The organism is Falsiroseomonas sp. (genome assembly GCF_051859025.1).
Taxonomy (GTDB): Bacteria; Pseudomonadota; Alphaproteobacteria; order Acetobacterales; family Acetobacteraceae; genus Falsiroseomonas.
On the sequence record NZ_JBHYGL010000001.1, the window covers coordinates 806,398 to 833,185 of the forward strand.

Annotated in this window: 23 protein-coding genes and 2 tRNA genes; 12 read left to right on the forward strand and 13 right to left on the reverse strand. The window is 70.8% G+C overall.

Features of this window, described 5'->3' with window-relative positions:
- Positions 1–68: 68 nt before the first annotated feature.
- The 3 genes from kdsA to ACTIE5_RS03930 are packed head-to-tail and all read left to right on the forward strand — an operon-like array spanning position 69 to position 2,616.
- Positions 69–902 carry a 3-deoxy-8-phosphooctulonate synthase gene (kdsA, locus tag ACTIE5_RS03920; RefSeq protein WP_439548382.1) on the forward strand — a complete coding sequence of 278 codons (834 nt, stop codon included), beginning with the start codon at positions 69–71 and terminating at the stop codon, positions 900–902.
- Between the two features lie 11 nt (positions 903–913).
- A complete protein-coding gene (locus tag ACTIE5_RS03925; RefSeq protein WP_439548383.1) occupies positions 914–1,654 on the forward strand; it encodes a 3-deoxy-manno-octulosonate cytidylyltransferase in 741 nt (246 codons plus the stop codon).
- Complete coding sequence (locus tag ACTIE5_RS03930; RefSeq protein WP_439548384.1) at positions 1,651–2,616, forward strand: KpsF/GutQ family sugar-phosphate isomerase; 966 nt, start codon at positions 1,651–1,653, stop codon at positions 2,614–2,616. Before ACTIE5_RS03925 ends, ACTIE5_RS03930 begins: the two co-directional genes overlap by 4 nt.
- An 87-nt stretch (positions 2,617–2,703) precedes the next feature.
- On the opposite strand, the gene creD is transcribed toward ACTIE5_RS03930, so the two are convergent.
- Positions 2,704–4,002, reverse strand: a complete 1,299-nt coding sequence (gene creD, locus ACTIE5_RS03935) for a cell envelope integrity protein CreD (protein WP_439548385.1) — start codon at positions 4,000–4,002, stop codon at positions 2,704–2,706.
- A 134-nt stretch (positions 4,003–4,136) separates the two neighbouring features.
- Here creD and ACTIE5_RS03940 point away from each other — a divergent pair, with 134 nt between their 5' ends.
- The 3 genes from ACTIE5_RS03940 (at position 4,137) to ACTIE5_RS03950 (ending at position 6,613) form a co-directional block, all read left to right on the forward strand.
- Positions 4,137–4,817 carry a response regulator gene (locus tag ACTIE5_RS03940; protein WP_439548386.1) on the forward strand — a complete coding sequence of 227 codons (681 nt, stop codon included), beginning with the start codon at positions 4,137–4,139 and terminating at the stop codon, positions 4,815–4,817.
- Positions 4,814–6,352, forward strand: coding sequence for a sensor histidine kinase (locus ACTIE5_RS03945; protein ID WP_439548387.1), 1,539 nt, complete (start codon positions 4,814–4,816; stop codon positions 6,350–6,352). Before ACTIE5_RS03940 ends, ACTIE5_RS03945 begins: the two co-directional genes overlap by 4 nt.
- A 114-nt stretch (positions 6,353–6,466) precedes the next feature.
- Positions 6,467–6,613 (forward strand): hypothetical protein, encoded by a 147-nt coding sequence (locus ACTIE5_RS03950; protein ID WP_439548388.1) that lies wholly within the window; start codon positions 6,467–6,469, stop codon positions 6,611–6,613.
- 79 nt (positions 6,614–6,692) lie between these two features.
- On the opposite strand, the gene ACTIE5_RS03955 is transcribed toward ACTIE5_RS03950, so the two are convergent.
- Positions 6,693–7,589: an isocitrate lyase/PEP mutase family protein gene (locus ACTIE5_RS03955; RefSeq protein WP_439548389.1), complete on the reverse strand. Its 897-nt coding sequence runs from the start codon at positions 7,587–7,589 to the stop codon at positions 6,693–6,695.
- An 83-nt stretch (positions 7,590–7,672) separates the two neighbouring features.
- On the opposite strand from ACTIE5_RS03955, the gene ACTIE5_RS03960 reads away from it, so the two are divergent.
- The 5 genes from ACTIE5_RS03960 to ACTIE5_RS03980 all read left to right on the forward strand — a co-directional run bounded on the left by ACTIE5_RS03960 (position 7,673) and on the right by ACTIE5_RS03980 (position 12,494).
- Entirely contained in the window at positions 7,673–8,467 is a 795-nt protein-coding gene (locus ACTIE5_RS03960; RefSeq protein WP_439548390.1) for an IclR family transcriptional regulator, read from the forward strand.
- Complete coding sequence (locus ACTIE5_RS03965) at positions 8,464–9,750, forward strand: 3-isopropylmalate dehydratase large subunit (protein WP_439548391.1); 1,287 nt, start codon at positions 8,464–8,466, stop codon at positions 9,748–9,750. The genes ACTIE5_RS03960 and ACTIE5_RS03965 overlap by 4 nt, the downstream gene beginning before the upstream one ends.
- Complete coding sequence (locus ACTIE5_RS03970; protein ID WP_439548392.1) at positions 9,747–10,271, forward strand: 3-isopropylmalate dehydratase small subunit; 525 nt, start codon at positions 9,747–9,749, stop codon at positions 10,269–10,271. Before ACTIE5_RS03965 ends, ACTIE5_RS03970 begins: the two co-directional genes overlap by 4 nt.
- Positions 10,272–10,299: 28 nt before the next feature.
- Positions 10,300–11,301, forward strand: a complete 1,002-nt coding sequence (locus ACTIE5_RS03975; protein WP_439548393.1) for a Bug family tripartite tricarboxylate transporter substrate binding protein — start codon at positions 10,300–10,302, stop codon at positions 11,299–11,301.
- A 260-nt stretch (positions 11,302–11,561) separates the two neighbouring features.
- Positions 11,562–12,494: an ATP-grasp fold amidoligase family protein gene (locus ACTIE5_RS03980; RefSeq protein ID WP_439548394.1), complete on the forward strand. Its 933-nt coding sequence runs from the start codon at positions 11,562–11,564 to the stop codon at positions 12,492–12,494.
- Positions 12,495–12,723: 229 nt separating this feature from the next.
- Here the strand turns inward: ACTIE5_RS03980 and ACTIE5_RS03985 are convergent.
- From ACTIE5_RS03985 to ACTIE5_RS04015, 7 genes are all read right to left on the reverse strand, one after another.
- Positions 12,724–12,799: transfer RNA gene (locus tag ACTIE5_RS03985), tRNA-Lys, on the reverse strand.
- 53 nt (positions 12,800–12,852) lie between these two features.
- A complete protein-coding gene (locus ACTIE5_RS03990) occupies positions 12,853–13,407 on the reverse strand; it encodes a peptidylprolyl isomerase (RefSeq protein ID WP_439548395.1) in 555 nt (184 codons plus the stop codon).
- Between the two features lie 39 nt (positions 13,408–13,446).
- Positions 13,447–13,911, reverse strand: coding sequence for a peptidylprolyl isomerase (locus ACTIE5_RS03995; protein WP_439548651.1), 465 nt, complete (start codon positions 13,909–13,911; stop codon positions 13,447–13,449).
- Positions 13,912–14,042: 131 nt separating this feature from the next.
- Entirely contained in the window at positions 14,043–14,591 is a 549-nt protein-coding gene (coaD, locus tag ACTIE5_RS04000; protein WP_439548396.1) for a pantetheine-phosphate adenylyltransferase, read from the reverse strand.
- Positions 14,557–17,361: a DNA gyrase subunit A gene (gyrA, locus tag ACTIE5_RS04005; protein WP_439548397.1), complete on the reverse strand. Its 2,805-nt coding sequence runs from the start codon at positions 17,359–17,361 to the stop codon at positions 14,557–14,559. The genes coaD and gyrA overlap by 35 nt, the downstream gene beginning before the upstream one ends.
- Positions 17,362–17,722: 361 nt before the next feature.
- The gene (locus tag ACTIE5_RS04010) at positions 17,723–20,287 is read right to left on the reverse strand and encodes a YbcC family protein (RefSeq protein WP_439548398.1); all 2,565 of its coding nucleotides are present in this window, start codon (positions 20,285–20,287) and stop codon (positions 17,723–17,725) included.
- 14 nt (positions 20,288–20,301) lie between these two features.
- Complete coding sequence (locus ACTIE5_RS04015) at positions 20,302–21,864, reverse strand: NADH-quinone oxidoreductase subunit L (protein ID WP_439548399.1); 1,563 nt, start codon at positions 21,862–21,864, stop codon at positions 20,302–20,304.
- A 104-nt stretch (positions 21,865–21,968) separates the two neighbouring features.
- Here ACTIE5_RS04015 and ACTIE5_RS04020 point away from each other — a divergent pair, with 104 nt between their 5' ends.
- Entirely contained in the window at positions 21,969–22,835 is an 867-nt protein-coding gene (locus ACTIE5_RS04020) for a LysR family transcriptional regulator (RefSeq protein WP_439548400.1), read from the forward strand.
- Positions 22,836–22,838: 3 nt separating this feature from the next.
- Here the strand turns inward: ACTIE5_RS04020 and ACTIE5_RS04025 are convergent.
- The 4 genes from ACTIE5_RS04025 to ACTIE5_RS04040 all read right to left on the reverse strand — a co-directional run bounded on the left by ACTIE5_RS04025 (position 22,839) and on the right by ACTIE5_RS04040 (position 26,654).
- A tRNA-Arg gene (locus tag ACTIE5_RS04025) sits at positions 22,839–22,912 on the reverse strand.
- Positions 22,913–22,919: 7 nt separating this feature from the next.
- Positions 22,920–23,246, reverse strand: coding sequence for an ETC complex I subunit (locus tag ACTIE5_RS04030; protein WP_439548401.1), 327 nt, complete (start codon positions 23,244–23,246; stop codon positions 22,920–22,922).
- Between the two features lie 307 nt (positions 23,247–23,553).
- Positions 23,554–25,575 (reverse strand): glycosyltransferase, encoded by a 2,022-nt coding sequence (locus tag ACTIE5_RS04035; RefSeq protein WP_439548402.1) that lies wholly within the window; start codon positions 25,573–25,575, stop codon positions 23,554–23,556.
- Between the two features lie 41 nt (positions 25,576–25,616).
- Positions 25,617–26,654 (reverse strand): glycosyltransferase family 4 protein, encoded by a 1,038-nt coding sequence (locus ACTIE5_RS04040; RefSeq protein WP_439548403.1) that lies wholly within the window; start codon positions 26,652–26,654, stop codon positions 25,617–25,619.
- Positions 26,655–26,788: the final 134 nt, after the last annotated feature.

Here is a 26,788-nt window from a genome sequence, read left to right on the forward strand (position 1 = left end):
GCCAACGGCCCCGTGCTGTAAGCCCCGCAGCCGCCCTTCCCCCTCCCCCGGACAAGGATCACGCCCCGGTGTCAGCCTCCGTCGCGATCGGCCCCGTCACGCTCGGCAACCACCTGCCCTTGGCCCTGATCGCCGGCCCCTGCCAGATGGAAAGCCGCGCCCATGCGCTGGAAACCGCGGCGCGCCTGAAGGAGATCTGCGGGCGGCTCGGCATCGGGCTGGTCTACAAGACCAGCTACGACAAGGCGAACCGCACCTCCGCCAAGGCCGCGCGCGGCATCGGCATGGCGACCGCGCTGGAGGTGTTTGCCGAAATTCGCGAAAGCCTGGGCCTGCCGACGCTGACCGATGTGCATGAGGCCGCGCAATGCGCGTCGGTGGCCGAGGCGGTGGATGTCATCCAGATTCCGGCCTTCCTCTGCCGCCAGACGGACCTGCTGCTGGCCGCCGCCGCGACCGGGCGCGTGGTGAACATCAAGAAGGGCCAGTTCCTGGCGCCGTGGGACATGAAGAATGCCGCGGCCAAGGTGACGGGCGCGGGCAACCCGAACGTGCTGCTGACCGAACGCGGCGCCAGCTTCGGCTACAACACGCTGGTCAGTGACATGCGGTCGCTGCCGATCATGGCGCGGGACACCGGCCTGCCGGTGGTGTTCGACGCCACCCATTCCGTGCAGCAGCCCGGCGGCCAGGGCACGTCATCCGGCGGCCAGCGCGAATTCGTGGAGACGCTGGCCCGTGCCGCCGTCGCCGTCGGCGTCGCCGCCGTTTTCATCGAGACGCATGAGGACCCGGACAACGCACCCAGCGACGGGCCGAACATGGTGCCGCTCGACCAGTTCGAGGCGCTGATCGGCCGGCTGATGGCGATCGACAGCCTGGTGAAGGGCTTCGCCGCCTGATGCGGCCGCCCATGACACCCATCGTCATGATCCCGGCCCGCATGGCGGCCAGCCGCCTGCCGGGCAAGCCGCTGGCGGACATCGGGGGTGAGCCGATGATCGTCCATGTCTGGCGCCGCGCCATGGCGGCCGCCATCGGCGATGTCGTCGTCGCCACCGACAGCGAGGAGATCGCCGGCGTGATCCGCGCCGCGGGCGGCCGCGCACAGATGACGCGGGATGACCATCCCTCCGGCTCCGACCGCATCCATGAGGCGATCACGGCCATCGACCCGGAAGGGCGCTTCGATGTCGTGGTCAATGTCCAGGGCGATCTGCCGCTGATCTCGCCCCAGGCGATCCGCGCCGTCTTCGCCGCCATCGACCATCCCGACATCGCGCTCGGCACCCTTGTCGCGCGGATCGAGCGGGAGGAGGAGCGGACGGCGAGCCAGGTGGTGAAGATGGTGGGCAGCGAGATGTCGCCGGGCCGCTTCCGCTGCCTCTATTTCACTCGCGCCACCGCGCCCTGGGGCGATGGGCCGCTGTGGCACCATATCGGGCTCTATGCCTGGCGGCGCAGCGCGCTGGCACGCTTCGTGGCGCTGCCGCCCTCCCCCCTCGAAAGCCGGGAGAAGCTGGAACAGCTGCGGGCGCTGGAAGCCGGGATGCGCATCGATGCCGTCGCCGTCGATGACGTGCCGCTGGGCGTCGATACGCCGGCCGACCTGCACCGGGCGCGGCAACTCCATGCGCAAGGTGCGGCTCCATGAGCGACACGCATCTGCGGGACAGCCTGCGCCGCACCGTGCAGCTGGAAGCCGATGGGCTGGTCGCGCTGCGCGATGCGCTGGATGGCGTGCTGGGCGATACGCTGATCGCGGCCACGCGCATGATGCTCGGCAAGTCGGGACGCTGCGTGGTGACGGGCATGGGCAAGTCCGGCCATGTGGGCCGGAAGATCGCGGCGACGCTGGCTTCCACCGGCACGGCGTCCCACTTCGTCCATCCCGCGGAAGCCAGCCATGGCGACCTCGGTATGATCCGGCCGGAGGATGTGATCCTGGCGCTGTCCTGGTCCGGCGCCGCGCCGGAACTCGCCAGCATCATCGGCTATGCGCATCGCTTCGGGGTGAAGCTGGTGGCAATCACCTCGGTCGCCGACAGTGCGCTCGGCAAGGCGGCGGATTACCCGCTGATCCTGCCGCGGATGCCGGAAGCCTGCCCGAACGGCCTGGCGCCCACCACCTCCACCACCATGCAGCTGGCCATCGGCGACGCCTTCGCGATGGGGCTGCTGGAAGCGCGGGGATTCTCGGCGGCGGATTTCCGCGTGTTCCACCCCGGCGGCAAGCTGGGCGCGCAATTGCTGCGGGCATCGGATCTGATGCATGCGGACATGCCGCTGGTGGCGGAAGACGCCACGCTGGGTGAGGCGATCGTCACCATGACGTCGAAGCCCTTCGGCACGGGCGGCGTGGTGGATGGCGAAGGCCGGTTGCTCGGCGTCATCACCGATGGCGACATCCGCCGCGCCTTCCGCAAAGGCTTCGTGGACCGCCCGGCGGTGGAGGCGATGACGCGCAACCCCATCGTGGCCGCGCCGGATTCGATGGCGCCCGATCTGGTGGCGCAGATGAACGACCGGCGCATCACCAGCATGTTCGTGGTGGTGGACGGCGTGCCGAAGGGCGTGATCCACCTGCATGACCTGCTGCGGGCCGGGGTTGTCTGAAGGGGGGGTGGTCTGAAGGGGGAGCGCTGCTCCCCCTTCACCCCCTCGCCAGGGTCCAAGGGGACCCTGGACCGCCGGATTGAGGTCTCAGCCCCAGCGGACGCGCCGCGTCAGCGCCATCACCACCGACAGCACCGCGAACAGCGCCAGCGTGCCGACCAGCAGCGAATAGGCTTCCAGGCTGAGCACGACGTAGAGGAAGCCGAACAGCGCCGCGAGCACGCCGGCGAAGGCCGCGGCCAGCCCGCGCCGGCCGGTGACGGCGGCGGTGAAGAGCGATGCCTGCGCCATCACCAGCAGCGTCGCGGCGGCATAGGCGGCGGCGAAGCCCAGCGGCTCCCCGATCGCCAGCAGCAACAGCGGAAACATCACCACCGAACAGCCGAGCATGGCGTATTGCACGATGTGGATGCGAAGCCCCGCCAGCAGCTCGAACAGCGTGTAGGTCACGAAGGACAGCGCCAGGAACAGCATGGCGTATTTCGAGGCGCGGCTGACCATGCGGTAGGTCGGCACGGCCTCCAGCAACTCCACACCCGCAACGGGGGCGCTGACGTCGCAGATCGTGGAGCGGACAGCCACCCTTTCCCCCGCAAGGGACCAGGCGGCGCTGAAGCCCGATTCCTCGACACTGGCCTGTTCGGGCAAGTCTTCACCGATGAAGCTCGGCGTCGGCCAGGGGGCGGCGATGCGGAGTTCCGCGCGCTGCGGGCCGGGTCGCAGGCCGAAGCGCTGGGAACCGCGCAAGGACAGCGTGACGGCGAAGGAGAGCGGACTGTCCGGCACAGCCGCCAGGCGAGAGCGCCAGACCAGGCCGCGAGAGGGCATGCAGTCATCCCAGCGCGGCAGGCCTTCCTCCCCCGGCAGGGTGACATCGCCGAGGCGGAGCGAAGGCACCTCCCCCGCCAGGCGCATCGCCTGGCTGCCCGCGATCACCGACGCGTCCTGCCAATGCAGGATGGCGGAGGGTTCCTGCAGCACGATCGCCGCCGCCGTGTTGAACCGGCCCTCCAGCCGCGCCGTCGCGGTGTAGACCGGCACCTCGTAGAGGCCGCGGCGGCGGATCTGGGGCGCGAGCTCCACCTGCGCGTCCAGCTGCTCCGCGTGGATGAAGAGGCGCCCGCGCCTGCCCTCCGCCGCCGACCAAGGCACCACCAGTACGGGCGCCATGATCGTCTGCGGGCCGCCCCAGCCGGCGCCGATCTCCCGCTGCACGGATTGGTGGCGCTCCTCCCGTTCCTCGATCACGCCGCCGATCATGAGGTGGGGGATGAGCATCAGCACCAGCACCATGCCGATGGCGGCGAGCTTCGCGGCGGGGCCTTCCAGCAGCCCGGGCTTGGGGTTGGGTGCCTTGCGGTCGGGTTGAATGAGGTCGGGTTCCATGCGGGTGTCCTCCGTTCCAGGGATGGCGCGGAGCATCGGGGGCGCGCGTGCAGCGGTGACGGAGGGCGCTTGCAGCGGGCGCGGAGATTTGGTGCAGATGCGGTGCAGGGCCGCGCCGGCCAGCAAGGAGCCTCATGCCGAAGGTCCTGGTCGTCGATGACGACCCGCATATCCGCCACATCCTGCGCTTCGCGCTGGAACGGGACGGCTTCGCCGTGGCGGAAGCGGCCGATGGCGCCGCAGCGCTGGCGGCTGTGGCGGACCAGGCGCCGGACATCCTGGTGCTGGACGTGACCATGCCGGAGATCGACGGCACGGAAGTCTGCCGCCGCCTGCGCCGGACCTCCGACCTGCCGGTGATCTTCCTGTCCTCGCGGGATGAGGAGGTGGACCGCATCCTCGGCCTGGAGCTGGGCGGCGACGACTACGTGACGAAGCCCTTCAGCCCGAGGGAGGTGGTGGCGCGGGTGCGGGCGGTGCTGCGGCGGCGGGCGGGACCAGCAGTGGCGGAGGTCTCGGCGGCGCTGGAACGGGGTTCGCTGCGGCTGCTGCCGGACAGCCACCAGGCCTTCTGGGGCGGCACGGAACTGGTGCTGACGGTGACGGAATTCGCCCTGCTGCGCTGCCTGGCGGCGCATCCCGGCCGGGTCTTCACCCGGGATGCGCTGATGGATGTGGCCTATCCCGACCGGCGCGTCGTCAGCGACCGCACCATCGACAGCCACATCCGCCACATCCGCGCGAAATTCGCGGCGCTGGGGGCGGAGCCGATCGGGACGGTGCACGGCCTCGGCTACCGGTTCAGCGGCGGATGAGGCTGCGGAAACCCCGGCTGCGGACCGTGCTGCTGGCGGCCAACCTGCTGCTGCTGGTGCTGCCGCTGGGCGGGCTGTGGTTGCTGCGGCTGTATGAAAGCGCGCTGGTCCGGCAGACGGAGACGGAACTTGTCGCGCAGGCGGCCGTGATCGGCGCGGCCTATGAGGCCGCCTGGCATGGCGGCGCGCCGCCCTCGCCTGGGCCGGGCTGGGCGCCCCGCGCGGCGGTGCTGGACCTCGCGAAGGATGCCGTGCTGCCGCCGGCGCCCGATGCGCTGGCGCCGGACCGGCCCGCCGACCCGCGCGCGATCGCCGCCGGTGCCACGCTGATGCCGGTGCTGGCGGCGGCGCAGCGCATCACGCTGGCGGGCATGCGCGTCACGGATGGGGCGGGGATCGTCGTCGCCTCCTCGGGCGGGGAGATGGGGCTTTCGCTCGCGGGGCGGACGGAGGTGGCGGCGGCGCTGGCGGGGCGGCCGGCGGCGGTGCTGCGGGACCGGCCGCCGCAGCCGGGGGTGGGATCGGCCTCCATCAGCCGGGCGGCGCCGTTCCGGGTGTTCCTGGCGCATCCCGTGCTGGACGGCGGCGCGGTGATAGGCGTGGTCGTGCTGTCCCGCACGCCCGCCAGCATCGACCAGGCACTGTATGGCAAAAGGTGGGAGGTGGCGGGCCTGGCGGCGGCGCTGCTGCTGGTGGCGGGCGGGCTGGCGCTGGTCATCGCCTATACCGTCAGCCGGCCGATCGAGGCCGTGGCCGCGCAGGCCCGCGCCGTGGCCGCCGGCGCGCGGGCGACGACCCTGCCGCGCACCCGCCGCAGCGCGGTGCGGGAGGCCGATGAGATGTGGGCCGCCATCCAATCCATGGCCGCCACGCTGGAATACCGCGCGGACTATATCGGCGCCTTCGCCGCCGAGATGAGCCACGAGTTCAAGACGCCGCTTGCCGCCATCCGCGGCGCGCTGGAATTGCTGGCGGACCATGCCGCCACCATGACGGAGGCGGAGCGCGCCACCTTCCTCGGCCAGGCGGGCGCGGATGTCGCGCGGCTGGACCGCCTCGTGCGGCGGCTGCTGGAACTGGCCCGGGCGGAGGCCCCCCAGCCAAGGGGGGAGGAAGCCTGCGACATCGCGGCCGTGATCCACGCCCTCCCCATGGCGGTGCCGGTGATGCTGGAAGGCCCAACGCTGGAACGTCAGGCGCTGCGGGTGGCGATCGGGGCGGAGCGCCTGGCGACCGTGATCGGCAATCTGGTGGACAACATCGCCCGCCATGCCGGGCCGGGGGCCACGGGGCGCATCGCCTGGCACCGGGCAGGGGCACGGGTGGTGATCGAGGTGGCGGATGACGGGCGGGGCGTCTCCCCGGGCAATGCGGGGCGCATCTTCGGGCGCTTCTTCACCACGGCGCGGGACAGCGGGGGCACGGGGCTCGGCCTTTCCATCGCGCGGAGCCACCTGGCGGCCGCGGGCGGGACGATCGAGTTGGTGCCGGGCGGGCCGGGTGCGCGCTTCCGGCTGGAAGTCCCGACGGCCTGACATGCCGGGGGCACCGACGTCACTGCCCCGGGTGTGGCTGCCATGCCCGAATTTGAGGCGACATTTCGCCGCCGACACCCCATAGAGAGTCTGACATTCAGCGGAGGGCCGCCCATGCGTAAGCCGAACTACGATTTCGAGAGGTCCCAGCGCGAGAAGGCCAAGGAAGCCAAGGCGCAGGAAAAACTGGCCAAGAAGCAGGCCGCCAAGGAGGCCGAGCAGAAGGCCAAGAATCCGGAAGGCGAGCCCGAACAGGGCTGACCACCCATCCCGCGCCCTGCCCCGCCTGGGTCAGGGCGCGAGCGCGAGGCTTCAGCCCCCGCCGGCGATCCAGCCGGCCTCAGGCCCCGCCGGCGATCCAGCCTGCCTCGGCATCGGCCAGGGCGCGCGTGCCGACCACCCCGTCCCGCAGTGACGCGGGCGCCATCCGGTCCGCCACCGCCCGCCCATCCCCATCGCGCAGCACCGCGCGGAAGGCCCCGTCCATCGCGGCGATGGCCGCGCGCTGCGCATCCCCGGGATAGATGATGATCGCGAAGCCCAGCGCCCGCAGCGCCGCGGGCGGCAGCGGCAGGCCGTGGGCGCTCATGCTGGCGTTCAGCAATTGGGGCACGCCGGGCAGCGCATCCGCCGCCGCGCGCATCTGGGCGGCATCCTCCAGCCCCTCCACGAAGGCGATGTCGGCACCCTCGGCGATGTAGGCGCGCATCCGGGCGAGGGCCGCGTCCAGCCCCTCCGGCTTTACGGCATCGGTGCGGGCGATGATGAGGGGGCCGCCGCCCATCCCCGCCACCACATCGCGGGCGGCGCGCAGCCGGGCCAGCATGTCCCCCTGCGGCACCACGGTGACGCCATCGAACAGGCCGCAGCGCTTCGGGAAGGGCTGGTCCTCGATATGCAGGGCCGCGACGCCGAGGCGCGCATAGCGCCGCACCGCATGGGCCAGGTTCAGCAGGCCCCCATAGCCGGTATCCGCATCGGCGATGACGGGCGCGGTGCCGGCGCCTTCGACGATCTCCCCGATCCGGGCCTCCATCTCCGCCAGGCCGAGGATGCCGAGGTCCGGCTGCCCGGCGGCACGGGCGATGGCGCCGCCGCTGGCATGCAGCGCGGTGGCGCCGGCATGGATGGCGAGCCGCGCCGAAAGCCCGTCCCAGACACCGGGGGCCAGCACGGGCATGCCCCCCTGCCCGGCCGCCATCATGGCGCGCAACCCGTCAGCGGCCGCGAAGCCCATCGCCCTGTCTCCCGTTCCGTCATCGGCGGCTTGATCAAGCGCGCACTGTTCGGTATTTCGAACACTGTTCGAGATCAAGCGTGATGGGGAGGCCTGTTCTGGTCAAGTCCGCCACCAGGGCACTCGATGTGCTGGAACTGCTGGCCGCGAGGCCGGAGGCGATGTCCCATGGCGACATCGCCCGCGCGCTGCGCATCCCGAAAAGCAGCCTCACCGACCTGATCGGCACGCTGGAACAGCGCCACTACGTGTCGCGGGAGGGCAGCGGGACGGCGGAGCGCATTCGCCTCGGCCCCGCCGTGCTGGGCCTGGCGGGCGTGCTGCTGCGCCGGACGGATGTGACGCGCCTGGCGCAGCCCGTGGTGGCGGCGCTGATGACGCGCACGGGTGAATCCGCCGCGCTGGTGGTGCGCCAGGGGGCGGAGGTCGTCGTGGTGTGCAAGGAGAATTGCAACCAGCCGATCCTCTATTCCCTTCAGCTCGGCGAACGCGGGCCGGTGAATGCCTCGGCCGGCGGCAAGGCCATCCTCGGCCTGATGCCGGCGGAGGAGGTGGACACGATCCTCGCCGCCGGGCCCCTGCCGATGCTGACGCCCCGTACCGTGACGGACCCGGATGCGCTGCGCGCCGAACTGGCGACCGTGGCGCGGGACGGCATCGCCTACAGCCGCGAGGAGATGATCGAGGGCATCGTCGCCATGGGCCACGCGGTGCTGGACGCCACGGGCCGCCCCTGCGCGGGGCTGTCCGTCGGCGTGCCGAAGGTGCGCTTCACGCGCGACAAGGAACGACTGCTGGCGGAAGCACTGCGCGCCGCGGCGGCCGACATCTCCGCCATGCTGGGCTGGCGTGGCGAATTGAGGAGGGCAGCCGCATGAGCGGCGGACAAACGATCACCGAGAAGATCCTATCGCGCATCTGCGGCAGGCGGGTTTCCGCGGGCGAGGTGGTGATGCCGGAGGCGGAACTCATCACCGTGCATGACTGGTACACGGTGAATGCCTTCCGCACGCTGGATGATTTCGGCGTGCAGAGGCTGCATGACGCATCCCGCGTGCTGCTGGTGACGGATCACGAACCGCTCGCCGTCTCGCCGCAGGCATTCGCGCGGCAGCACGCCGTGCGCGGCATCGCGCAGCGCTTCGGGGTCGCGCATCGCGATGCCGGGCGCGGCGGGCTCGGCCATGTCTTCCCGGTGGAGGAAGGGCTGGTCACGCCTGGCATGTTCATCTTCGCCTACGATCCGCATGTGACCAATTACGGCGCGATCGGCGCCCTTGGCGTCGCGGTGCTGACGGAGATTCCCGAAGTGCTGGCCTGCGGTTCCGTCTGGCTGCCGGTGCCGGAGACGCTGCGCGTGGACATCATCGGCGCCCTGCCCTTCGGCGTCTTCGCGCGCGACGCCGCGCAGAAGCTGATCGGCAGCCACGACGCCGCGCTGTTCGAGGATGCGGTGGTCGAATATGGCGGCCCCGGCCTGGCATCCCTGAACATCGATGCGCGGCACACGCTGTGCAACACGCCGGTCGAACTCGGCGCCGTCTCCTCCCTCGTGGAGCCGGATGCGCTCTGCATGGCCTATGTACAGGCCCGCGCGCAGCGGCCGGTGCATCGCGCGCTGCCGGATGCCGATGCGGTCTATCGCGCGCGCATCACGCTGGATCTCTCCGCCATCGCGCCGCAGGTGGCGCTGCCGCCGACGCCGGACAATGTGGTGGATGTGACGGAGGTGGCGGGCAAGGCCATCGGCCACGCCTTCATCGGGTCCTGCGCGTCGGGGATGCTCGATGATCTGCGCGTTGCCGCCGCCGTGCTGCGCGGGCGGCAGGTGGCGCCTGGCGTGCGGCTGATCGTCACGCCGGCGACGCAGCAGGTGGCCGCCGATGCCGCCGCCGAGGGGTTGATCGAGGTCTTCATGCGCGCGGGCGCCATGGTCACCGCGCCGGGCTGCGGCGTCTGCGCCGGCGGGCGCATCGGCGGCGTCGCGGCCGGTGAGGTTTCCATCGGCACGGGCACGCGCAACGAACCGGGGCGCCTCGGCGCGCATGAGGCGGTGCTGCACATCGCCGGCCCCGCTACCGTCGCGGCTTCAGCGGTCGCGGGCCACATCGCCGATCCGCGGCCCTTGCTGCGTGACGTTGCCTGGGGGATGGCGGCATGAACGACCTGACCATGAGGGGCCGGGCCTGGGTCTATCCGGACAATGTCGCGATCGATGGCGACCTGATGGCGCTGGAATGGGCGCTGAAGCGGGAAACGCGGCCGGAGGTTCTGCGCGAACACGTCTTCGCCGGCCTGGACCCGGATTTCCCGAACCGCGCCAGGCCCGGCGACATCGTCGTGGGTGGCCGCCGCTTCGCGCAGGGCAACCCGCATATCCAGGGCATGATCGGGCTGAAGGGCTGCGGTGTCGGCCTGGTGGCGGAAAGCGTGCCCGTGGGGTCCTTCCGCAACGCGCTGGCCGCCGGGCTGCCTGTGCTGCCGCGCTGCCCCGGCGTGCGCGCCATGTTCGAGAATGGCGAGGAGATCGAGGTCGATTTCGCCGCCGCCCGCGTGCGCAACCTGACGCGGGGCACCGAAGCCACCTTCCCCCCGCTGGGCGCGCATCTGCAGGACACGCTGCGCGCCGGTGGCTGGGGTCCGATGTTCCGCCGCCGCCTGGATGCGATGGCGCAGGGCTGATCAACGAAAACGCTGGGGAAAACAGACCATGACATCTTCCTTCAGACTGACGCGCCGTGCCGCGCTTGCAGGCGCCGCCTTGACCACGCTGGCGGCCCCGGGCGCCATGGCGCAGGGCTATCCGGCCCGCCCCGTGCGGGTCGTGGTGCCCTTCCCGCCGGGCAATACATCCGACATCCTCGCGCGCCTGGCAGCCGAGGAAGTGCAGCGCCGCCGCGGCGTGACGGTGGTGGTGGAGAACCGGCCGGGCGCTTCCGGCGCGCTGGGCGTGCAGGCCGTGACCTCCGCCCGGCCGGATGGGCTGACGCTGCTGGTGACGACGCAGTCGCCCATCGTGGTGAACCCGCCGCTGATGAAGAACCCGCCCTATGACCCGGTGCGGGAATTGTCGCCCGTCGCGCTGTTCGGCCGCACCGGCTTCGTGCTGGTGGCCGCGCCGAACTTCCCGGCCAACACCATGGCGGAAGCCGCCCGCGTGCTGCGCGCCGCGCCACGCGGCACCTACAGCGCCGCCAATCCCGGCGTCGGCACGATGAGCCAGCTGGCGATGGCGCTGCTGGGCCTTTCGCTGGGTACCGAGATCGAGTCCATCCCCTATCGCGGCAGCGCCGCCGCGCTGGTGGATGTGGCCGCGGGGCGCGTGGCGCTGATGATCGATGGCTTCAATTCCGCCGTGCCGATGGCGCTCAACGGCCAGGTGAAGCCCCTGGCCGTCATCGCGCGCCAGCGTTCGCCGCTGGTGCCGAGCGTACCGAGCCTGGCGGAGAGCGGCGTGCCCGAACTGCTGGACCTGGAGGCCCTGTCCTGGACCGGCATGTTCGGCCCCGCCGGCCTGCCGCCCGAGGTCGCGGCCTGGTGGACCGATGCGCTGGGCGAGGTGATGCGCGACCCCGCCGTGGTGGCGAAGCTGGCCCAGACCTTCGTGGAGGCCGCGCCCCCGGTTTCCGTCGCGGCCTTCACGCAGGAGATTGCGAGCGACCTGGCCAAGTGGAGCCGCGTGATCCGCGACGCGCGGATCGAACAGCAGTAGGCGGGATAGCGGGCGGTGGCGACGCCATCGCCCGCAAGCGGGCGCGACGGGCCGGGGGACGGCCATTTCCGGGACCGGCCCGGGATCATGGCCCTCGCCACGACCAGACAGGAAATTATCTTGACAATGCCGGAGGCGCGGAGCATCCACCGCGCCCCATAGACTTGGGCCGGCACGAACCCTCGTCCGGCCCAGCGTCGCGGCAAGCCTGACACAGCGGCACCGCCGTCGGCTTGGCCCGACATCCGGAAGGTCACGCCGTGCCCGCATCGCCCTATCGCGCTTCCTGGCCCCTGGCCCGCCCGATCGAGCGGCTCCAGGATTGGATGTGGCTGACTCGGCGCCGTCGGCGCGAGATCGGCACCTGGCCCAATCCCTGGCGGCCCCGCGGCTTCAACGACTGGATCTACCGGCGGCTGCTGCTGGCGCCGGAGCCGCTGCATGCCCAGCTGTCCTGCAAGCTCGGCCAGCGGGCCTACAAGGCCCAGCGTATCGGCGAGGAAGCCAGCCTCCCCCTGCTCGGCGTCTGGGACACGGCGGAGGCGCTGGCGCGGGACTGGGACGGTCTGCCGGCCGCCTTCATGCTGAAGCCGACCCATGGCAGTTCCTGGTATCGCGCCGTACCGGACAAGGCGGCGGCCGATCGGGCGGCCATCCTGGCGGAGGCGGCGGGCTGGCTGCGGCGCAGCTACTACCGTGTCTCCCACGAGATCGGCTACCGCGACGTGGTCCCCCGCCTGATCGCTGAGCCGCTGCTGCCGCCGGCACCGGGCTATGCCGCGCCCTGGGAATACAGCCTGTTCTGCTTCGATGGCCGGCCAGCCCTGCTGCACAGCCGGGTGTTCGAGGCCGGTGGACGCAAGCTCGTGGGTTTCCTCGACATGACGCGCCGCGTCCTGCCGGTGAGCCGCCGGGTAGGGCCGCCGGATGCGCCACCCGATCCCCCCGGCGATGCGGCCTGGGCGCGAATGCTCGACCTGGCCGGCCCCCTGTCCCGCGGCGTGGATTTCCTGCGGGCGGATTTCCTGGTGGCGGGTGACACGGTGTGGGCTGGCGAAATGACGCCCTACCCCGCCGGCGGCCGGCAGAACCTGGAACCGGGCACGTGGGATGGTTGGCTTGGCGCCGTGTGGCACGCCACGCAGCAAGGACTGCCCTGGCCTGATCCGCCGGCCGGCGCGCCGCCGCCCTGATCCCGCAGCGGGACGGCGGCGCCGCTCATCTGTGATTTGCGAAGGGCGTTCCGGCGCCGCGAGGCGCGACAGGGTGGGAATCGTCGTTGCGGCGGCACGGCGCATTGCCGGGCGCAGCGCGCGCCAGCCCCGCTGAAGCCCCGACGTTGAAGCCCCGACGTTGAAGCCCCGACTGGGAGATGCTGCATCGACGGCGGCGCTGGCCGGCGACTGGGGCAACGGAATTGCATGGTGAGCCCGGTGGGACTCGAACCCACGACCCCATGATTAAAAGTCACGTGCTCTACCAACTGAGCTACGGGCTCGCACTTCGCGCGGCCCCCAGGGTGAGCCCTGGCGGGGCCGCGCGAGCGGCGTGTTAGGCGTCGGCGGCCGGGGTGCTGTCAACCCCTCCAGCAACCGGCGCTTCTGCGGGCGCCGCGGCAGCGGCGGCGCCGATGCGGGCGGACTTGATGCGATCCGGGTCGCGCGCCATGCCGTTCGGGCCCTGGCCGCGCTTGATCTTGTCCACCACGTCCATGCCTTCGATCACCTTGCCCCAGATGGTGTACTGGCCATCGAGGCTCGGCGCCGGCGCGAACATGATGAAGAACTGGCTGTTCGCGCTGTTCGGGTTGTTCGTGCGCGCCATGCCGCAGGTGCCGCGCAGGAACTTGGCCTTGCCGGGCGGGCTGAATTCGGCCGGCAGGTCCGGGTGGCTGCTGCCGCCGGTGCCGGTGCCCGTCGGGTCGCCACCCTGGGCCATGAAGCCATCGATCACGCGGTGGAAGGGCGTGTTGTCGTAGAAGCCCTCCGCCGCCAGCGCCTTGATGCGCTCGACATGCTGGGGCGCCAGATCGGGCAGCAGCTCGATCACGATGTTGCCGTCCTTGGTCTCAAGGATCAGCGTATTCTCGGGGGCGGTGGCGCTCATGCTGCGTCTCTCCGATGGAAGCTTAAGGGGCGCGCGACGTCAGCGGACGTCGGCGGCGACGCGCATGGTGCGGATGCGGTCGGGTGGGTTGGGCACCTGGCCGGACTGGCCGACGCCGCGCTTGATCTTGTCCACGGCATCCATGCCCGCCACGACGCGGCCCCAGATGGTGTACTGGCCATCGAGGAAGGAGCCGGGCGCGAACATGATGAAGAACTGGCTGTTCGCGCTGTTCGGCGCCTGGCTGCGCGCCATGCCGCAGGTGCCCCGCAGGAAGCGGGCGCGGCTGGGCGGGCTGAATTCGGCCGCCAGGTCCGGCAGCGGGCTGCCGCCGGTGCCGGTGCCGGTGGGGTCGCCGCCCTGGGCCATGAAGCCTTCGATCACGCGGTGGAAGGGCGTGTTGTCGTAGAAGTTGCGGCGGGCCAGCGTCTTGATGCGCTCGACATGGCGGGGCGCCAGTTCGGGCTGCAGCTGGATGGTCACGCGGCCATCCTTCAGCTCCATGAACAGCGTGTTCTCGGGGTCCGTGGCGGCAGGGGCACCCTGGGCAGAGGCACCGCGCGGCAGGATCAGCGTGGGCGCGGCGACGAGGCCGGCGGCGGCGATCAGCGCCTGGCGGCGGGTGGTCGGGACGGTCATTCGGCGGCTTCCTTGCGGCTGCGCACGCGCACCAGCGTGCGGTCGAGGGTCAGCGGCGGGACGAAGGAGGAGACATCGCCCCCCAGCGTCGCGACTTCCTTCACGAAGCGGGAGGAGATGAACTGGTTCGTTTCGCTGGCCATCAGGAACACGGTCTCAACGTCCGGGGCGAGCCGGTGGTTCATTCCCGCCATCTGGAATTCATAGTCGAAGTCGGACACCGCGCGCAGTCCCCGGATGATCATCCGCGCGCCATATTGCCGGGCGAATTCCACCAGCAGGCCCGTGAAGGGCACGACCTGGATCTCCGACCCCGCCTGCGCGGCGATCTTGTCGGTTTCCGCCTTCACCAGTTCCACCCGTTCATCGAGCGGAAACAGCGGGCCCTTGCCGGCATTGATGGCGACGCCGACCACCAGCCGATCGACCAGCCTGGCGGCGCGGGCGATGACGTCGAGATGCCCGTTGGTGACGGGGTCGAAGGTGCCGGGATAGATCCCGACGCGAAGCTCAGGCATCGGCGGTTCCTTCACCGGGCGTCGCATCCCCGGTCGTCGCTTCGGTGGCGCTGTCATCCCCCGGCTCGGAGCCCGGCGTTTCCATGACCGGGAAGCAGGAGGTGACGCGCTCATTCTCGTTCAGGCGCAGCAGCGTGACGCCCATGGCGGACCGGCCCGTGACGCGCACCTGGTCGGCCGGCAGGCGGATGAGGCGGCCGCCATTCGTCACCAGCATGGCGCCATCGCCAGGCCGCACGGCGAAGGTCGCCACCACTTCGCGCCCCGTGCGGGCGGAGAGCGTGATGTTCGTGATCCCCTGCCCGCCCCGGCCCGTGACGCGGTATTCGTAGGCCGAGCTGCGCTTGCCGAAGCCGCGGTCGGTAACGACCAGCAGGATCTGCTCCAGCCCCTCCATCTCCTGCAACCTGGCATCGGAGACGTCGTGCGACGCGGCGGGGGCTTCCTCACCCTCCTCCGCGGTGGCGGGGGCCTCCGCATCGGCGGAAACCTCCTCACCTGCCGCGCGGCGCTTCTGGGCGCTGTAGCGGAGATAGGCGGTGCGATCGTCCTGGTCGGCCTCCACATGCGTCAGCACGGCGAGCGAGATGACGCTGTCATCGCCCAGCAGGCGGATGCCGCGCACGCCCGAACTGTCGCGGCCCGCGAAGACGCGCAGCTGTTCGGCCTCCGCCTGGAAGCGGATGCAGCGGCCGTTGCGGGTGGCCAGCATCACGTCATCGCCTTCCCGGCAGGTGGCGACGCCGATCAGGCTGTCACCCTCCTCCAGCTTCATGGCGATGAGGCCCATGGCGCGGACATTCTTGAAGTCCGAGAGCTTGTTGCGCCGGACATTGCCCTGCTTGGTCGCGAAGACGAGGTGCAGGTTCTCCCACAGCCCCTCATCCTGCGGCAGCGGCAGCACGGCGGTGACCTGTTCGCCGTCCTGCAATTGCAGGACCTGGCGCAGGCTGCGTCCCTTGCCGGTCGCGCCGCCTTCGGGCAGCTGCCAGATCTTCTCCCGGAAGGCGATGCCGCGGCTGGTGAAGAACAGCACCCATTGGTGGGTGTGCGCGACGAAGCTGCGGACGACGATGTCGTCCTCCCGCGTCGCCGCGCCGCTGCGGCCGCGGCCGCCGCGATTCTGGCTGCGGAACACGTCGAGGCCCGTGCGCTTGACGTAGCCGTCGCGCGTCAGCGTGACCACCATCGTGCCCGGCTCGATCAGGCTTTCGTCGTCCTGCTCGGCATAGCCATCGACGATTTCCGTCATGCGCGGCGTGGCGATCTGGGCGCGCACCGCGGCCAGTTCCTGCACCATCACTTCGCGGCGGATGATGGCGGAGCCGAGGATTTCCAGCAGCCCGCGGATCGTGGCGCCGACCTCGCTGAGCTCCGCGTTGATCTTCTCCCGCTCCAGCCCCGTCAGGCGTTGCAGGCGCAGCGCCAGGATGCCGTTGGCCTGTTCCTCCGTCAGGCGAACCGTGCCTTCGGGGGAGATGACGTTGCGGTAGTCATCGACCAGTTCCAGCAGCACGCCGACATCGCCGGCGGGCCAGTCCCGCTCCATCAGCGAGGCGCGCGCGGCGGCGGCATCCGCGCTGGCGCGGATCACGGCGATGACCTCATCGATATTGGCCACCGCGATGGCCAGGCCGATCAGCTGGTGGCCGCGGTCGCGCGCCTTGTTCAGGCGGAAGCGGGACCGCCGCTGCAACACCTCGTCACGGAAGCGGATGAAGGCGCGGATGGCATCCAGCAGCCCCATCTGGCGCGGGCGGCCTTCGTCCAGCGCCACGAAGTTCACGCCGAAGGAGGTCTGGAGCTGGGTGAAGCGGTAGAGCTGGTTCAGCACCACCTCCGGCGTCGCGTCCTTCTTCAGCTCCACCACGACGCGCAGGCCATCGCGGTCGCTTTCGTCGCGCAAATCGCTGATGCCCTCGATCGCCTTGGCGCGGACCAGTTCCGCGATCTTCTCGATCAGGGTGGATTTGTTGACCTGGTAGGGGATCTCCGTGACGACGATCATGGACCGGCCGCCGCGCATCTCCTCGATCGTCGCGCGGGCGCGCAGCGGGATGGACCCGCGCCCGGTCTCGAAGGCCGAACGGATGCCGGCGCGGCCGAGGATCAACCCGCCGGTCGGGAAGTCCGGCCCCGGCATGATCTTCATGACCTCATCCAGCGTCGTATCCGGCTCCCGCATCATGAGCAGGGTGGCGTCGATGACTTCGCCGGCGTTGTGCGTCGGGATGTTGGTCGCCATCCCAACGGCGATGCCGCCGGCGCCATTCACCAGCAGGTTCGGGAAGGCGGCAGGCAGGACCTTCGGTTCCTGCGCCGATTCGTCGTAGTTGGACTGGAAATCGACGGTATCCTCGTCGATCCCCTCCAGCAGCGCGGCGGAGGCACGGGCGAGGCGCACTTCGGTGTAGCGCATGGCCGCCGGCGGATCGCCGTCCATGCTGCCGAAATTGCCCTGGCCGTCGATCAGCGGCACCCGCATCGAGAAGGGCTGCGCCATGCGCACCAGCGCATCATAGATCGAAGCATCGCCATGCGGGTGATACTTGCCCATGACGTCGCCGACCACGCGCGCCGATTTCCGGTGCGGCTTGTCATGCGTATAGCCGGCTTCATGCATGGCGAAGAGGATTCGCCGATGCACCGGCTTCAGCCCGTCCCGCGCATCCGGCAGGGCGCGGGAGACGATCACGGACATCGCATAGTCGAGATACGAGCGGCGCATCTCGTCTTCGAGGCCGACGGGGGCGATGTCGCTCTTCGGCTCGTCAGGCGGTGTCGGCTTGTCGCTCAACGTGGCATCCTTGTGGCGGTCCCGCCCCCCCTGGGTGAGGGAGAGGCCGGGCTGCGTTCGGTGGTCCGTGGAGGGGCTTAGGCGCTTCCCGGGCATCCGGGAAGGTGGCCACGGCGGGAGGCCCCTGGCAGGGCTTCCCGCGGCACGCCCCGGACGCGCGCAAGCCCTAGCACGACCAGCGTTTTTGCGCCAATTGCCCCGCCCACAGCCACCCGCCCCGGATCAGCCCCTCGACAGCCCCGAATCAGGCCGGAGTCGCCCGGCCCGCCGGAGGCGGGCGTCCCCTGCCCGGCCCGCCGGAGGCGGGCGCCGCCTGCCCGGCCCGCCGCCAGGCGGGCGCCCCCTGCCCGGCCCGGCCGGCTCAGCCTTCCTCCACCCAGCCCCCGCCCGGCACCCGGCGGCGGATCACCCGGCCTTCCTCCGCCAGGGCGTGCAGGTGCAGCCAGCCATTCTCCACCAGGTCGCGCACGCCCTGGTGCTTCGCCATCACCGCCTCCATCGCCGCTTCCGGCGCGGCGATGAAGACGGACAGGCGCAGCGGTTCGTGCACGAACCGCGCCCCGTCATGCACGGATTGCCAGGGCAGGCCGGCGCGCAGGTCGCCCGCATTGCCTTCCAGCACGCCCAACTGCCCGATGACGTTGTGCAGCACCTTGTTGCCGCTGCCGAAGGCTTCGTTGTTCACGGTGGAGCCGAAATACTGGAGGTTGATCCAGGAGGCGACGACCAGCGGCGCCGTCATGATCAACTCCAGCACGCCCCCGCTTGCGTCCTGCGCCGCGTCGTAGTCATGCAGGAAGGCGCGGCCGCCGAGGGCCAGGCCGCGCGTCACGCTCCGGGGCGCGGCGATGAAGGCGGCGTTGCCGGCCAGGCCCCATTCGGGCCGGACCTCCGACCAGTCCCGGCTGCGGGCGGTGATCCGCGCATCGAGGTCCAGCGTCCCTTCAAGGCCGAGCAGCGTGGCGCGTTCCATCCGGGCCAGGGCACCGGCGCGGTCCAACGCGTCCCGCAGCCGCGCCAGGTCGTCGGCGTGGCTGGCCGGCACCGATTCCGCGCCGAACAGCGCCACGGCATCGGTCGTCGTGTCATGCAGAGCGGGCAGGAACCAGGTGTCGTCGGGGATCTGGATGCCCTTGCCGGCCAGGCCGCTGCGCACCGCCGGGTCGTTCAGGATGGCGGCGGCGATGCGGGCATTCGCCTCCCCGGTCTGGCCGCCGCAGGCACCGCAATCCAGGCCGGCGGCATGCGGGTTGTTGACCGTGGTGCTGCCATGGCCGGCCAGCAGGACCAGGCGGGCGAAGGTCGTGCCGGCAAGCGACATCCCGTTCAGCACGGCCTCCGCCATCGCCAGGCGCTGGGCGTCGTCGAAGCCGGTCAGGCGGCCGGCTTCCTCCTTCGCCTCGATCCGCGGGCCGAGCCGCGCGGCGGTCGCGGCATCCAGCGCCGCATCCCGGGGATGCGCCACGGTGCGCGTCAGGCCGAGGCTGTCGGAGGCGATCTTGGCGCCGAAGAACAGGCCGGCCGTCTCCACATGGGTGAAGGAGGAGACGGCGGAGCGCCGGAAGGCCTTCCAGGCACGCTCCGCCCGCTGCCGCAGGCGCCGCAGCGCGTGCAGGCCCGTCTCCTCCGCCGGGGTCGCGCCCTGCACGGCTTCGCACACCGTGAAGGCAGGCTTCAGCAGCACGGGGCAATGCGCGGCACCGCGGCTGCGGCCGAAGGGGACGTATTCGATGGGGAAGCCGAAGAAGCCGGCGAAGCCGATCGTCTCCGCGCCCGGCATCGCGGTTTCCAGCGCGCGGCGGAAGACCTCCGACCGCACATCGATGCAGAAGGCGGCCTGGATCGCGGGGCGGGCGGGCAGGCGCAGCGGTGCCGCCGCCGCGTGGCCGCGCAGCCGCGCCGCCAGCCGGCGCCTGGCCGCTTCCTCATAGGCCTGGTGGAGCAGCAGGTCGGTGGCGAGTTCGGCATCCAGCCCCAACTGCCCGTCCCGCGGCGCGGAGGCGGCGGCGGCGATGGCGTGGGTCCAGGCGCGCCGGAACCGGCCATCCTGCGACCGCGCCTGGAACAGCCCCCAGCCCCAGGCGATCCGGATGGCGAGCAGCCCGACCAGCGCGCCGTCATCCCGGCCCTGCTGCGCCGCGACCCAGCCGAGGTGCCGCGCATAGGCGGCCCAGCCACGGATATCGAACAGCGCGCGATGCAGATAATCCGCCCGCGCCCGCTCCGGGATGCGCAGCCCGGCCAGCACGGCGCCGATCGCCTCCACCGGGTCGCATGGCAGCGTGAGGACAGCGCCCCTGAAACCGGGGATGCCCATCGCTTCCGGGTTGCGGTCATGCCGCGCCGTCGCCCGCCAGGCGGCGTAGGGGGACAGGTGCCGGATGGGCAGGCGCCAGCTGGCCTGGCCCTCATCGAAATAGGCGCCGCACCAGCGGGAGATCTCATCGACCATGAACCGCGTGCGCGATGCCTCCCGATCCCCGCCGGAGAGGCTGTCCAGCACCTCCGCCACCGTGGCGATGGCGGCGGGGTGCTGGGCGCCGGGCAGGGTCTGGTCCCAGTTGCGTTCCTGCTGCGCCGCGGCGCGGAGCGAGGCGACATCGCCGGGCGCGCCGGGAATGGCGGGGGACGCGGCCAGCGCCGCTTCCAGCGCCGCATCGTCGATCGTGCCCTGCGCCAGCGCATCCCGGTAGAAATCGCGCGGCATCAGCATGTCCACCCGCGCGACGCGGCGCATGGTGGCGCAGGTATCGGCGAAGCCCTGCCCGGTGAAGCCCAGGAAGGGGTTCACCGCGACGAAGCCCCGCAGCGGCCAGAGCGGCGCGATGCGCGCGCAGGCCTCATGGATCGCGGATTCGAGGGCCATGCGGTCGCCCGCCAGCGTGGCGGCGGAGGGCGCGATGGCGATGGGGTTCTGGATGGTCATGTCATCGATTCCCGTCACGGCCGCGCCGGCCACAGCCGAAGCACGAGCCGGTTGGCGAGGGTGTTGAGGTAGAGGCCGCTGGAAAGGTGGACATGCGCGGCCAGCCAGAAGCGCTGGCCCGCCTGGCCCCGCCCCGAGGCCGCCATGGCGGATTGGAAAAGCATGACCCCGGCGAAGCTGGCGACAACGAGCACCAGCAGCACCGCGTCGAAAGGCCCCCGCAGCGCCGGCGCCGGCGGCAGGCTCGCGCCGAAGAGATGCTGCGCGGCGCCCTGCAGCACGAACCAACCGACAGCGACCAGCGCGGCCAGCCCGGCCACGCGCCCGGCCAGGGCTGGGGCGGAGACACCCTCGAAGGCCTGGGCGCCGAGATGGACGAGGCCCATCACCAGCACCGCGCCCAGCACGAAGGCCGCGGGGTGGGAGACGGGATCCCAGCCACCAAGCGACGCCACCACGCCGAAGCCCGCCAGCGCCGCCGCCAGAGCAAGGCCGACGCGCGCGGGATGCGGCGCGCCCTGCGGCACCCAGGCCGCGCGCGCCTGGTCCACCACGCTGCCCGAACCCAGGAAGGCGTGCGCCTTGTAGAGCGAATGGGCCAGCAGGTGCAGCGCCGCCGCGGCGAAGGCGCCAAGGCCGCATTGCAGCATCATGAAGCCCATCTGCGCGACCGTGCTGTAGGCCAGCTGCGCCTTCACCGAGGTCTGCGTCAGCATCACCAGCGACCCGAACAGCGCGGTGGCGCCCCCGACCACGACCAGCATCTCCATCGCCGGCGCCGAGAGCACGACGAGGTCCGCCATGCGCAGCACCAGGAAGCCGCCGGCATTGATGATGCCGGCATGGAGCAGGGCGGAGACGGGGGTGGGCGTCTCCATCACCTCCACCAGCCAGCCATGCACCGGCAACTGCGCGGATTTCAGCAGCGCGGCCGCCACCATCAGCAGCCCCGCCAGGATGGTGGGCATGTCGGCCTGCGCATGTCCCTTCGCCGCGGCGAAGAGGGGCGCGAATTCCAGCGTGCCGAAGGCGCCCAGCAGCAGGCAGGCGGCCATCAGCAGGCAGAGGTCGCCGACGCGGCTGGCGATGAACTTCTTCTTGGCCGCCAACTCCGCCCCCAGCCGGTGCGGGTAGAACAGCAGCAGCCGGTTCAGGCCGATGGAGGTCGCGACCCAGGCCAGGAAGAACAGCGCCAGATTGCCCGCGATGGTCAGCAGCAGCACGGCGGCCAAGGTCAGCGACATCCAGCGCAGGAACCGCCCCTGCCCCGGATCCCCCGCCAGGTAGTTTTTCGAGTACCGCAGCACCACCGTCCCGATGAAGGCCACCAGCAGGAACACCGCGGCCGACAGCCCATCGACATGCAGGCCGAGCCCGATTCCCGCCGCGCCGAGCGTCGGCGTCGTGATCCGTCCGCCGATCGCGACCGCCAGCGCCGTGACCGCCGCGATGGCGAGGGCAAAGAGCGCGGCGGCGATGGACAGCGTGACCATGCGTCGCGGCGCCTCATCGGGACGCGGCAGGCAGGCCACCAGGGCGGGCACCAGGGGCGCGAGCAGGATCAGCCAGGCGGACAAGGGAAGAAGCCTCCGTGGTGGGGAGGCGCGGATGTAGCTTCGGTAATCAATTCCGAAAAATTCAAAGATTGAAACGGATCGTTCTATCAGACAGAAAGAACGGCATGGCCGCGCTGAACTACCACCACCTCCGCTACTTTCACGCCGTGGCGCGGGAGGGATCGCTGACGCGCGCGGCGCAGCTGCTGAACGTCTCCCCATCCGCCCTGTCGGTGCAGGTGGCGGCGCTGGAGGCGCAGCTGGGGCAGAAGCTGTTCGAACGCCGCGGGCGCGGGCTGCTGCTGACCGAAGCCGGTCGCATCGCGCTGGCCCATGCGGAGACGGTGTTCCGGTCTGGCGAGGAATTGCTGGACACGCTGAAGGGCCTGGCGCCCGGGCGGCGGCAGGTGTTGCGCGTCGGCGCCGTCGCGACCCTTTCGCGCAACTTCCAGCTCGGACTGCTGCGGCCGCTGCTGGGGCGTGAGGAGGTGGGGCTGGAGATCCGGTCCGGCGGCTTCGAGGATCTGCTGGGCCAGCTGGAGGCCCATGCGCTGGACCTGGTGCTGGCCAACCAGCCCGCGACGATCGGGGCGGACAGCGAATGGCAGAACACGCTGGTGGCCGACCAGCCGGTGAGCCTGGTGGGCCGCAGGCGCGCCGCGCCCCTGCGCTTCCCCGAGGACATGGCGACGGAAGCCCTGGTGCTGCCAGGCCGCGGCAGCACGCTGCGCGCCGGCTTCGACCGCCTGATGGATGAGGCCGGCATGACCCCCCGCCTGCTGGCGGAGGTGGATGACATGGCCATGCTGCGCCTGCTGGCGCGCGAATCAGGCGCGGTGACGCTGGTGCCGCCGGTGGTGGTGGTGGATGAGCTGGAGGCCGGCGTGCTGGTGGAACATTGCCGCCTGCCCGCGCTGCATGAGGCCTTCTACGCCATCACGCGCCGCCGGCGCTTCCCGAACCCGCTGTTGAAGCTGGTGGTTGGGGGGTAGGCACGCACCCGGAGGGATTCGAACCCCCGACCAACGGAGTAGAAATCCGATGCTCTATCCAGCTGAGCTACGGGTGCAAAACGCTCAGTGGCTCCAGTTCTCGGTGCGGCCGAAGCGGAAATTGTCGGCATAGGCCTTGGGCTTGATGTCTGCCTTCACCAGCGGGGTCGCTTCGACGTCATAGGAAATGCCGCGGGCCTGGGCATAGGCGATGGCGGCTTCCTGGCTTGGGAAGCGCAGGTTGACCTGGGCGTTGGTGTCGCCCGAGCCGGACCAGCCCATCAGCGGGTCGATCCGCTTCGGGCCGAGCGGCGCGAAGGCCAGGACCCAATCGGCGGTGCGGGCGCGGCCGGACTGCATGGCGGATTTCGGCTGGCGATAGATGCGGGCGGTCTGGCTTTCGCGCGACATGCGGCGACGCTCTTCCTCGGTATGGTACTCGGGCCCCCAGGATACACCCGGCGGGGCCTGCGGGAAAGCGGCGGCATCGGGGCGGCGATGGGCGCCAACCCCATGCGGAACCGACACAGCCGTGAGGACAGCCCTGCTGGACCGCCGGCCGATAGCGCCCGCGCCCCCCGGTCGGCGGCGACGCGGGGCATCCTGCCCGCCCCCTGCCTCCAAAGGCGCTCGGTTCCATCGGTCCGTCAGCCGGGTAGGCCGCTTTTCCCGTTCAATGGGGGCCGCCCCGTCCGGAACGCGGAGTTGGTGCCGCTGCTCATTGAATCAGATCGAGGAGCTCGTCTGGCACGGTGACGCCATACCGCGCCGCGCCGCGCAGCAGATGCTCGCGGAAATACGGGTTGTGGGTCCATTGTGCCTCGGCGCGGAACAGCGCCGGATACCGGCCAGGGTGCTTGCGAAGCAACAGCGCGTCCTTCTCGAAGAAGCGGCTGCGTGCCTGCAGGCTTTCACGCTCCTCCGTGCGACGGTGCGGTGGGTGAAACACCCAGGCTTCACGTGAGAAATTGACCTTACCAATGGCCTGCAACCGCCAGCCGAGGTCAGTGTCCTCGCGGAAATGCGGTTCCTCGAAGTCGCCATCGAAGCCGCCCAGGCGGTGGAAGGCGTTGGCCTGGACAAAGAGATTGGCCGTCATGAAACCAATGCCTTCAAATCCATCATTCGTTACCGAGCGCCACTCCGGGTCGCCTACCTTGTCTGATAGGATCAGCCCCTCCAGGCCGACGACGCCAGGCTCGTCGAAAGCGGGTCGTGCCGCCTCCAGCCAGCCGGGATGCGGCTCGCAGTCATCGTCGGTGAAGGCGATCACGGCGCCGGCAGCGAGGTCGGCGCCGAGGTTGCGTGCAATGACGGCGCTGCGCGTGTCCGTCCGCACATAGCGCAACGGGAAGCCGTGCTTCCAGGCGGCGCCGCACCAGGCCTCCGGGCTCTGGTCCACCACCAGGACCTCGAAGTCGCGGCAGCGCTGCTGCTCCAGATGCGCGACCAGGCGGTCGAGATGTGCCGGGCGGCAATAGGTCGGCACCACCACGCTGAAGAACGGCGCGGGTCCCCGCCTGGCGGCGCGCGATGCGAGCAGCCGCCCGGTGGCAGGCGAGATCCGGTCCCATCCGAATTGCCGTTCCACGGCACGCCGCGCCGCGGCCGCCATGTCCAGCCGCAGCGGCGCATCGGCGACCAAACTCCGCACCGCTTCGCCAAAGCTCGGCGCATCGGCGATGCGCATGGCCCCGGCGGCGCCACCCAGCCCCCGCGCGCCGGTCGGCGTGGTCACCACCGGCAATCCTGCGGCGAAATAGTCCAGCATCTTCACGTTGGTGCCCGAACCCGCAAACATCGGGTTCACGGCGATGTCGGCGGCGCGGAGCCAATCGGCCTTCGCCGACTCCTCGATCGCGCCGGTGACCCTGACGTTCGCGGCCAGCGCCCGGCCGGCCAGGCTCTGGCCGACGGCGCCGGCAATCACGAAGCGCGTGTCCGGCAGCGCGGGCGCCAGGCGGTCGGCAATGAAGCGCGCCGCATCGCCATTGGGGCCATAATCGCTGCCGATGAAGAAGGCGAGCGGCGACGCATCGAGCCCCAGCCGGCCGCGAACCTCCTCGCGCTCCTTCGCGGCGGCGGGCGACAGCGCGGCGGCGAAGGCGCCGTTCGGCACGATGCGGATCTTCGTGCCATCAATGCCATAAAGGCGGATAAAGCCGTCCACATCCTCGGCGGAGCACGCCAGGATGAGGTCCGCCGCACGGCAGAGCTCCAGTTCGAGTCGCACTACGTCGCGCGCCAGCGCCGTTCCCCGCGCGCCATCGTCGAGCAGGCCGAGGCGCAGCAGCCCCTCGACGTTGTGCGCATCGTAGACCAGCAGCTGGTCGGGGCGCATCACGGGTGCCACCAACGGCCAACACCAGGGATGCGAGAAGATGACCACATCCGCCACCTCGGCGGCAGCACGAGCCGCGGCGACGTAGCCGGGTGAAAGCGCTGCCAGGCGATGAAAGGTGACATCGATGACGGTGCCGCCGTTGATATGGGCTGCCTCGCGCTCGACCGCGTCGAAATGGGCTGGCGTGAGTGGTACCAGATGCTCCTGCAGCGTCGCCGTCAGCATCTGCTTCCGCTCCGACTGACCGCGCCAATCCCAGGTGCCGACATAAGCCGTCGCGCTGCCGAGTTGCCCGAACAGGCCGAGCAGGCGCTGCCGGCTGCCGCCGGTTGGCGGATCGATCACCTGCATGTCGAGCACGGCAAAGCGGAGCTGACGGCCGGTTTCCGGAGTCATGCGAATCGAGGTTTCCAGAGGGCGTGGCGAAGAGGACCCGGTCATGGCGCGAACCGCACGAAGCCGGGTGAGAGTGCAAGGGCCAGGGTACGTCCAACATCATGCCAGGTGATCGCATGGCCATGCTGCCGTCCCGCCTCACCCAGGCGCGAGGCAAGAGCCGGATCGGCCGCCAGACAGTTGATGGCCGCGGCGAGCGATGCCGGATCGGGCAGCGCCACCAGCCCCGAGTTTCCTTCACGGACAAGCCGTGCCGGCTCACCGCTGTCAACGCATGTGATCACCGGCCGGGCGCAGGCGAAGGCCTCCAGCGTGACCAGCCCGAGATCCTCACGCACAGGGACGAACAGCACGGCGAGCGATTCCGAGTAGATCCTCGCCAGTTCCGAATCCTCCACCCTGCCGAGGAACCGGATGCGGGAATCGCCCGCGGCAAGCGCGCGCAGCGGCGCCTCATCCTCGCCGGTGCCCGCGATCAACAGCTCGATGTCGCCTGGCACATGGGCCATCGCCCTGATCGCGAGTTCGATGCGCTTCCATCGGTGCAGCCGCCCCGCGACCAGCACACGCCGCTGCACGGCCCTGCCGGGGGCCAGCCCTGCGAGGGTGGAAGGATGGCGCACCACTACGGCATCCAGGCCAAGCGAGGATAGCAGGCGCAGCCGCACTTCCTCACCAATCGCCAGGAGCTGGCGCACCCGCGGCGGCCGCAGCGCAAGCCGATCCATGCGATGCACCGCATCGCGCTGCGCCAGATCCTCCGCTGTGGGATGTGGCCGCTCGATCGCAAACATGTCGTAGAACACGCGCATGGTATGCATGAGGTAGCAGACGTGGTTCGGATGGCGCGCGACGTAGGACGGCGCCTTCGTGGACACCACGCCATCGAAGCGCCCAAGGTCGAGATCCCAGAATCGCAGGTAAGTACGCCGGACACCCTCGAAGTCGCCTTCACTGGACGCAACCGATACGATCTCCGCATCAAGACCATGATCGCAGAGCGCGGCGGCGAGGCCCGAGAAGAGGCGCTCTGCCCCGCCTACCTCGCCGGCCTGCGGGGTCACGGCGAGGACCGCCACTTTTGGGCGTCTCATATAGACTGCATGGGGGCGCCACCTTCGCGCGCCTCATGGGGGCTCATCAGGGAACCGCTTCGCTTGTTTGCCGCCGGAGCAGCGGAGGATGCCCGCAACTCTTGCCATCGCGGCGCAGG